General features: G+C 39.5%; 7 protein-coding genes. All 7 read right to left on the reverse strand.

Annotated elements, in window-relative coordinates; genetic code table 11:
- Nucleotides 1–113 precede the first annotated feature (113 nt).
- The gene (locus Q1A47_RS06750) at nucleotides 114–1,547 is read right to left on the reverse strand and encodes an NAD(P)/FAD-dependent oxidoreductase (protein ID WP_166529844.1); all 1,434 of its coding nucleotides are present in this window, start codon (nucleotides 1,545–1,547) and stop codon (nucleotides 114–116) included.
- Nucleotides 1,548–2,759, reverse strand: coding sequence for a dihydrolipoamide acetyltransferase family protein (locus Q1A47_RS06755; RefSeq protein ID WP_026680048.1), 1,212 nt, complete (start codon nucleotides 2,757–2,759; stop codon nucleotides 1,548–1,550).
- Nucleotides 2,760–2,770: 11 nt separating this feature from the next.
- Nucleotides 2,771–3,790: an alpha-ketoacid dehydrogenase subunit beta gene (locus tag Q1A47_RS06760; protein ID WP_026680047.1), complete on the reverse strand. Its 1,020-nt coding sequence runs from the start codon at nucleotides 3,788–3,790 to the stop codon at nucleotides 2,771–2,773.
- A gap of 2 nt (nucleotides 3,791–3,792) precedes the next feature.
- Complete coding sequence (pdhA, locus tag Q1A47_RS06765; RefSeq protein ID WP_299631204.1) at nucleotides 3,793–4,854, reverse strand: pyruvate dehydrogenase (acetyl-transferring) E1 component subunit alpha; 1,062 nt, start codon at nucleotides 4,852–4,854, stop codon at nucleotides 3,793–3,795.
- Nucleotides 4,855–4,910: 56 nt separating this feature from the next.
- Nucleotides 4,911–6,050, reverse strand: coding sequence for a Glu/Leu/Phe/Val dehydrogenase (locus Q1A47_RS06770; RefSeq protein WP_026680045.1), 1,140 nt, complete (start codon nucleotides 6,048–6,050; stop codon nucleotides 4,911–4,913).
- Nucleotides 6,051–6,079: 29 nt separating this feature from the next.
- Nucleotides 6,080–6,472 carry a thioesterase family protein gene (locus Q1A47_RS06775; protein WP_121604373.1) on the reverse strand — a complete coding sequence of 131 codons (393 nt, stop codon included), beginning with the start codon at nucleotides 6,470–6,472 and terminating at the stop codon, nucleotides 6,080–6,082.
- A gap of 386 nt (nucleotides 6,473–6,858) precedes the next feature.
- Nucleotides 6,859–7,509 (reverse strand): GntR family transcriptional regulator, encoded by a 651-nt coding sequence (locus Q1A47_RS06780; protein ID WP_034678521.1) that lies wholly within the window; start codon nucleotides 7,507–7,509, stop codon nucleotides 6,859–6,861.
- Between the last annotated feature and the right edge of the window lie 311 nt (nucleotides 7,510–7,820).

The following is a 7,820-nucleotide window of genomic DNA, read 5'->3' on the forward strand; positions in this document are numbered from 1 at the left end:
TAATTTCCTATACAATAAAAAACCGACTCCCTGCAAAAGCCAGAGCCAGCCAATTTTTATCTTGTTTATTTCATTATAATCTAGCTATCTTATAACTAGAGAACCCTTTTGCTTTATTTACTTTTTTCTAGCTGGCTTTCTACAGGTTTCATATGAATAGCGCTATCCGACAATCCCTCCATTGCTTCAAGCAATATCTCATTATAACTAGGATGAGGATATAAGGGGAATCTTAAGTCTTCATCTCTTCCAGCCATTTCTAAAGCGATGATTCCAGAACCGATTAATTCTATTGCATTCGCACCGATTGTATGAACGCCTAGTAGTAGATCCGAATTATTATCTTTTATAACCTTTGCTACGCCACTTTTTTGATTCGAAATCATTGTATAACTATTTCCACTATAGCTAAATTGACTTGTTTTTACTTGAAACCCCTGTTCTTTCGCTTCTTCTTCTGTTAACCCAACTGTAGCTATCGGAGGAACACTGCGAACAATGGTAGGCATCATCGTTAGATCAACCTCACTTGGCTTCCCAGCAATAATTTCCGCTGCAACCTTACCTTGTTTCATTGCCTTTGTCGCTGAAAATGTTCCACCAGTAACATCACCAATAGCAAATATCGATGGAACCGAAGTCCTCAATTGTTTATCTACTTGTATAAATCCATGATCCGAACATTTAACCCCCAGTCTATTAAGCTCCAGTGAAGTAGTTGCTGGCTGCAATGCTGTTGCCATATAAAGATGTGTACCTGAAAGAGATATCTCCTTTTGATTATTCTTCAGTAATCCCACCTGGACATAATTCGAATCCGAGCTTACCTTTTCTAATTGATATCCCCTATAGACTTTTATTTTGTCCTTCTTTAGAACTCGCCTTAATTCACGATTAATCGTATGGTCAAATGAAAAATCCTTGTTATCAAGCACCATCGAAACAGCAGATCCTAGCTTATGAAAACTGCATGCTACCTCTAAAGCATAAGCATCACTACCATAAACAATCAGCTCCTCTGGCACTTCATTCAATTCATATACAGTATGACCAACCAAAATCCGATCGTTTTCACCTATTGTGGATGGCATTACAGCAGTACTGCCAGTAGCTATGATTGCCTGATTAAAATCAAACAGTTCAAAACGATGCCCTAATTCCACACCAATTCGATTATCGTTAATGAAATTTGCCCTTCCACGAATAATTTCTACTTTATTTGCCTGACATAAATTCTCAACCCCGGATCTCAATCGCTGGATGATCTGATCTTTATACGAAATTAATTGAGCAAAGTCTACAGCTGGTGTTCCTACACATATGCCAAATGATTGGAAGTCTGCTACAGAAGCCACTTGCTGGGCAGCATGGCTGAAAACTTTTGAAGGTATACACCCTCTATTTAAACAAGTACCACCAAGCTGGTCCTGTTCAATTACGGTTACCTGGATTCCTAGCTGGGCTGCACGAATAGCTGCATTATAACCTCCTGGTCCTCCACCTATGATTATTAATTCGCGGTGCTCTGCAAATTCTCCTACTACCAATTAGATCAACTCCAATAATAACTTGTTTGGGTTTTCAACTAATTCAATAAATCGATTTGTAAAGGCAATCGATTGAGCCCCATCGATAACCCGATGATCAAATGACACGGATATATTCATTATCGAACGAATTGCTATTTCATCATCATCCAAGACAATGGGCATTCTTTTTGTCTTATAAAATGTCATTATGCTAGTCTGTGGATGATTAATAATTGGGGTAGCTCCTGTACCACCAAGTGGGCCCACATTATTAACAGTAAAGGTACCATGCTTCATGTCGCCTGCTGTTAATTTCCCTTCTCTTGCTTTTATGGTTAATTCCTTCATCTGCTTGTTAATCGTTCGAATGGATTTCTGATCTACATCATAAATGACCGGAACTAATAACCCTGCTTCTGTGTTTGTAGCTATCCCCATATGGTAATCGGTTAAAAGTCGGATAACCTCATTTTCCTCATCTAATCTTGCATTAAATAGCTGATGCTCTTTTAAACAAATAACCGTTGCTTTAACCAGAAATGCAGCGAGGGAAATACTATCTCCTGATAGCTTTAACGTCTTTCTAAGCTCATTAAGGTTCGTCACATCTACTTCATCAAAATGGGTAACATGTGGAATTGTCAGCAAGGAATGGCTGACTTTAGTCGCAATTTGCTTTCGGATGCCTTTGAAAGGAATCGTTGTGCCCTCAGCATCCTCCCTTATACCGGTATGTGATTCCCCTTGATTATCGTTGCAAGCATTTGACTGGTTGCTGAATCGATAGACATCTTCCTCTAAGACGCGCCCAGCTGGACCACTTCCCTTAATCTGTTCAATATCAATACCTAGCTCCCTAGCAATCTTTCTCGTATAAGGAGCTGCTAATATTCGATTATAGGGATTACGGAATGAATTTTGACTATCTAAAGCTGATGCTGCCCCTTCATCCACCAATACTTGCTGTTCAGCTTTCGTTGTGATTACAGCATCTTTGCCTGTATCAATTTCCATTATTACGGTGCCAACCGTTACAATATCTCCAGTTGCATAATAGATTGATTTAATCTTTCCTGCTGAAGGTGCAGGAATCTCAGCAACCATTTTATCTGTCTGTAACTCTACAAGCGGCTGATCTACCTCTACTTCATCACCTACATCAACAAAGTAATGAATAATTTCACCCTCATTCATTCCTTCACCAATATCCGTAAATTTTATTTGAACCACCAGCTCACCTCCTAAAACTCGTAAACTTGTTTTATGGCTTTCGACACACGTTCCTTTGTTGGCAAATAATCATTTTCCAAGGCGAATAACGGAACTGGCACATCGAAGCCAGTTACCTTTTCAATCGGAGCCTTGAGAAAGAGAAAAGAAGTATCATTGATAATAGATATAATCTCGCTTCCAACGCCACCTGTCTCATGGCCTTCATGTACAATAACAACTCTACCGGTTTTCTGAACCGAGCCGGCAATAATCTCTTTGTCTAGCGGGTATAATGTCCGGAGATCGATGACATCACAGGATATCTGATACTGTTTCATTTCCTCTACAGCAGCCTCTACAATTGGGAGCATGGCACCCCAGGCAAGAATAGTAACATCTTCCCCTGCTTGCAAAGTTTTTCCCTTTCCAAGCTCAATCCGATAAGCATTCATAGGTACCTCTTCCCGTTGACCTCGATATAGACGCATCGGCTCCAGGAATAACACAGGATCAGGATCTTCAACTGCTGCAATAAGCAATCCCTTGGCATCATAAGCATTAGAAGGGCAAACAACTTTTATACCTGGCAAATGTGTAAAGAGAGCTTCTACACTATCAGAATGAATTTCCGGTGATCTTACCCCTGCACCATATGGTGCGCGTATCACCATTGGTATATGATAATGTCCTAACGTACGTGTACGAGTCCTAGTGACATGGGTGGCGATTTGTTCCAAAGCAGGATAAATAAACCCTAAAAACTGGATTTCAACTACTGGTTTTAGCCCATTCAAGGCCATACCAACTGCTGTTCCTACAAAACCTGCCTCACTTAATGGTGTATCAATAACACGGTGGTCTCCAAACTTCTGCTGCAACCCATCTGTTGCACGGAACACTCCACCATTCTTTCCGATATCCTCCCCAAGTAAAAGTATGTCATTATCCAGTTCTAGCATTGTTTGTAACCCGTTATTTATTGCCTGAATAACTGTAAGTGAATTTGTTTTAACCCCTGACCTCTTCTCTAACTCCTTTGACATCACCATGATTAGTTTTGCCTCCCTGTCGAGATAATGCTTTCCTTTTGTTTTTCGATCGTCCATGTTGGTTTTTCAAAAACATAGTCAAACATATCCGCTGCATTCGGCTTTTGATAAGATTCCATTCTCTGGATAGCCTCATCAATTTCTGCTTTGATTTCGTTAGTAATTGTAGCTGCCCAATCACCATCCCATATATTGTAATGCTTCATATATTTCTCTAATCGCAATACGGGATCTATCTCTTCTCGGACACGGTTTATCTCTTCCTGATCTCTATATTTGGAAGGGTCATCCGCTGTTGTATGCGCGCCGAATCTTACTGTAACAGCTTCGATTAACGTCGGCCCTTCTCCTAAACGGGCTCTTTCTAGTGCTTCTTTCACAGCAAAATGAACCGCAAAAATATCCATCCCGTCAACACGTTTACCAGGAATATCATACGCTTCTGCTTTTTGGGCAATTGTCTGGGAATTCATTTGTTTGTTCACTGGTAACGAAATCGCAAACCCATTATTTTGGTTAAAGAATACAACAGGTGCTTTAAATACACTAGCTATATTAATGCCTTCATGAAAGTCCCCTTCGGATGTTGCTCCATCACCAAAATAAGCTATCGCTGCATTTTTTGTTCCTTTATATGTCTCAGCCATTGCTGCACCAGCAGCATGGGGTAAATGTGTAGCGATTGGTATGGAAGCGGCCATAATATGTTTTTCCCTAGAGGGCAAACAACCTTCAATACGACCATTCCAATGCAGTAACATCCTATCTAAATCTGCACCGAATGTTAATGATGCACCATGATCTCGATATGTTGGAAACATCCAATCTTTATCAGCTAAAGCTAATGCACTTCCCACCTGAGCTGCTTCTTGCCCCGCGAATGGTACATATGTGCCTATCCGTCCTTGCCTCTGTAAGGCTACCCCCTTTTGGTCATATGTACGAATTCGTAGCATGTGATAATAAAATGACTTAACCTGGTCTACAGTTATCTCCGTTTCATATGCATGATCCAGCAATTCGCCATTTTTATTCATAATTTGAAATGGATACCGTTCTTTCATCTCAACCCCACCTTTTAATAAGATTAAGAAAACATAACTATCTGTTATGAAAAGAATTATCTTTTAAAGTCCCATTTCGGTCTTTGATTTCGTACATAGAAATTATTTCTTTTATGCTGTTCCTGCAATTGTCTTTGACACTTTTTATTAGCAGCTTCTATTGTTGTAATATTTTCTAGTCTCGCTTGCTTATATATATCTAAGACGGAATTATAGATAGATTTTGTTTTTACTAATACACGCTCTTTATTTGATCCATATAGTTCATCAGCTACCTGGATTAGACCACCTGCGTTAACTATAAAATCAGGTGCGTACATAATCTCTCTTTCTCGTAGTCTCTCCGCATCTAACTTACTAGCTAATTGATTATTTGCAGAACCGACTACAGCCTTGACATTTAGTTGGGGAATCGTCCTTTCATTTAGTATTCCTCCCATTGCACAAGGCACAAAAATATCTGCATCTACCGTGTAAATATCTCTGCTATCGACTGCAATTACTGAAGCTCCAGCTACCTTGGCTTTTTCCTTGATATCATCTATCCGTTTTTCATTGATATCTGTAACGTAAAGCTCTGTGCCTAATTGTAATAAATGTTCAGCTATTCTTGTACCAACTTTTCCTAAGCCTTGGATAGCATACCTTTTACCACTTAGATCATCATTGCGATATAAAAACTGACAAGTAGCTTTTAAAGCATAGATCATCCCTTGAGCTGTAGGAATTGATGTATCCCCACTACCGCCAAATTCTTCCGGGATCCCATTAATAAAATTTGTCTCCTTAGAAGCGTGGACAAAGTCATCCATCGTCGTTCCCATATCAGTCCCAGTATAGAATCTACCATTTAATGAATTGACAAACTGACCAAAGGAACGAAACATAGCTGGAGACTTATCCTTTTGTGGATCACCAATTATTACTGCCTTTCCCCCTCCAAAATCAACGTCACTGGCGGCACACTTTGCTGTCATCCCTTCAGATAGACGAAGGACATCTTCTAACGCCTCACTTACATCCGTGTATGGATACATACGAGTACCACCTAATGCAGGCCCAAGCGTTGTATTATGAATAGCAATAATAGCTTGTAAATTAGTTGAAGGATCATTACAAAATATGACTTGCTCATGACTCGAAATTTTTTGAAACATATCGACCTCTTTTGCATTGAATTGCTCAAGTTGTTTCATTTTAATCCCCCCATTATCTAATTCCTTATTTACGTGGCAGCTGATAATTTTTCGTTAATAACTGCTTTAGGTAGAATGGCTTGTTGAACCTCCCCCTTTCCTATAAAGCCATGTTGATTTTTGACAGTCACATCTGCTGTAACCCCTCGCTTACTAATTTGGGTAACAATCGCAGTTACTTGAATAACTGTCCCTAGACCTGATGGGGCAAGATGCTGTACTGAAACCGCTGCCCCCATTCCCTCTTCATGTTCTTCTAAATAAGGTATTATTAACTTTCTAGCTGCCCATTCCATATGGTATACCATGGAAGCGGTTGAGTATGCAGGGTGGACTAGCTCCCCACCAAACTGCGCAAACATTTCCCGAGTTACTTCTACAGTTAACGTCGCTGTATCTCCTACTTGTAGCCCATCTTTCATCAATTCCACCCTTCCCTTAAGCATTCGTTGTATGCGCTTACATATTTTCCGAGAAAGAACTTCTGTTACACCCACTACATAGATTTTCCATATATATCTAAATATTTTATATATTTTGGATGTTACAATATTGAATCATTTTAGTCAACAGCAAACTGTTAACTAAAATGAAGAAATAAAGTGAAACTTCAATACATGGGGTTCTGTTTATCCCCCACGGATGGTTAGTACCACTAAGGGTATGACCTAAAGACCCTTGAACCAATTGGACATTTACTGGCAGTTGTTCCCCCTCTTTCCTATATTCGTTTCAATGTTACTTAAAGGTCGGGGTACTACTGCCAGTTATATGCGGGATAAACCCTAAATTGGTGAAGCATGTTAGATTATTGATGATTAATATGCATTAACACACCTTCCAAACCCTTGTTAATATGCTGTTTCATTAAAGCAATCGCATCATCCTCATTACCCTTCAACAAAAGCTCGATTAGACGTTCATGTTCCTTCACAAAGGATGGATAGAAATCGCCTTTAACCATACTAATACGCATATAATGGATTTTTGTCCTGATTGCTTCTAACAACGCCAATAGCTGACTGTTTTTGGAAGCGTGAATAATAATATCATGAAACTGTTGATCTAGCTGTCCTAATTCAATGACTTTATCCCGCTCATACGCCTTAATGGTGTCATGTAAATTTTTCTGCAATTGTTCCTCTTCCGCTTCTGTAATATGTTCAATCGCCAGACGGATCGCTAAGGCCTCTAAGCTTTCTCTGCATTGAAATATATCTACAACATCTTTAACAGTTGGTTTATACACTCTCACATAACCATCGTTATATGTAAGTAGCCCATCTTGAATAAGCATTCTAATCGCTTCTCTAACAGGACCTCGGCTGATTCCTAACTTTTTGGCCAACCTTGCTTCAACCACACGTTCGTACGGTTTATATTCCCCCTTCACAATTTCCTCTTTTAAAATATGATACGCCTGTAAATGTAATGATTCTGGTTTCACTATACGAGTCATCGTTACCTCCCTATGCAGTAGCAGTTATCAATAAGTTCTGAATATATAGATTTCATTATAGCAAAATACCAGTAATGTGTTTATAGTAAATAGAATAATATTTAGAAAAACGGAGCAAAATTCGCTCAGTCCTTATCACTACATGCTCAGATTTACGCTTCCTCTAGAAGCTATTATGGAATAATAGCTACTGCTTGACCACCACTCCGGCTGCCCACTTCCCTTTCCGTGGGGTTTGTCCTTCCGCTAACTTTTTTAGCAAAACCCGCTCAAAAAAGTGGATCTTCAGGTCAAACATTTCCCACAGGAGT

The sequence above is a fragment of the uncultured Virgibacillus sp. genome (assembly GCF_947495635.1).
Taxonomy (GTDB): Bacteria; Bacillota; Bacilli; order Bacillales; family Amphibacillaceae; genus Virgibacillus; species Virgibacillus salarius.

Bases quoted from the DNA above. Each gene is read 5' to 3' on its own strand.
- Q1A47_RS06760 (WP_026680047.1), bottom strand. From the start codon at position 3,790: ATGGTGATGTCAAAGGAGTTAGAGAAGAGGTCAGGGGTTAAAACAAAT.
- pdhA (WP_299631204.1), bottom strand. From the start codon at position 4,854: ATGAAAGAACGGTATCCATTTCAAATTATGAATAAAAATGGCGAATTG.
- Q1A47_RS06770 (WP_026680045.1), bottom strand. From the start codon at position 6,050: ATGAAACAACTTGAGCAATTCAATGCAAAAGAGGTCGATATGTTTCAA.
- Q1A47_RS06775 (WP_121604373.1), bottom strand. From the start codon at position 6,472: ATGAAAGATGGGCTACAAGTAGGAGATACAGCGACGTTAACTGTAGAA.
- Q1A47_RS06780 (WP_034678521.1), bottom strand. From the start codon at position 7,509: ATGACTCGTATAGTGAAACCAGAATCATTACATTTACAGGCGTATCAT.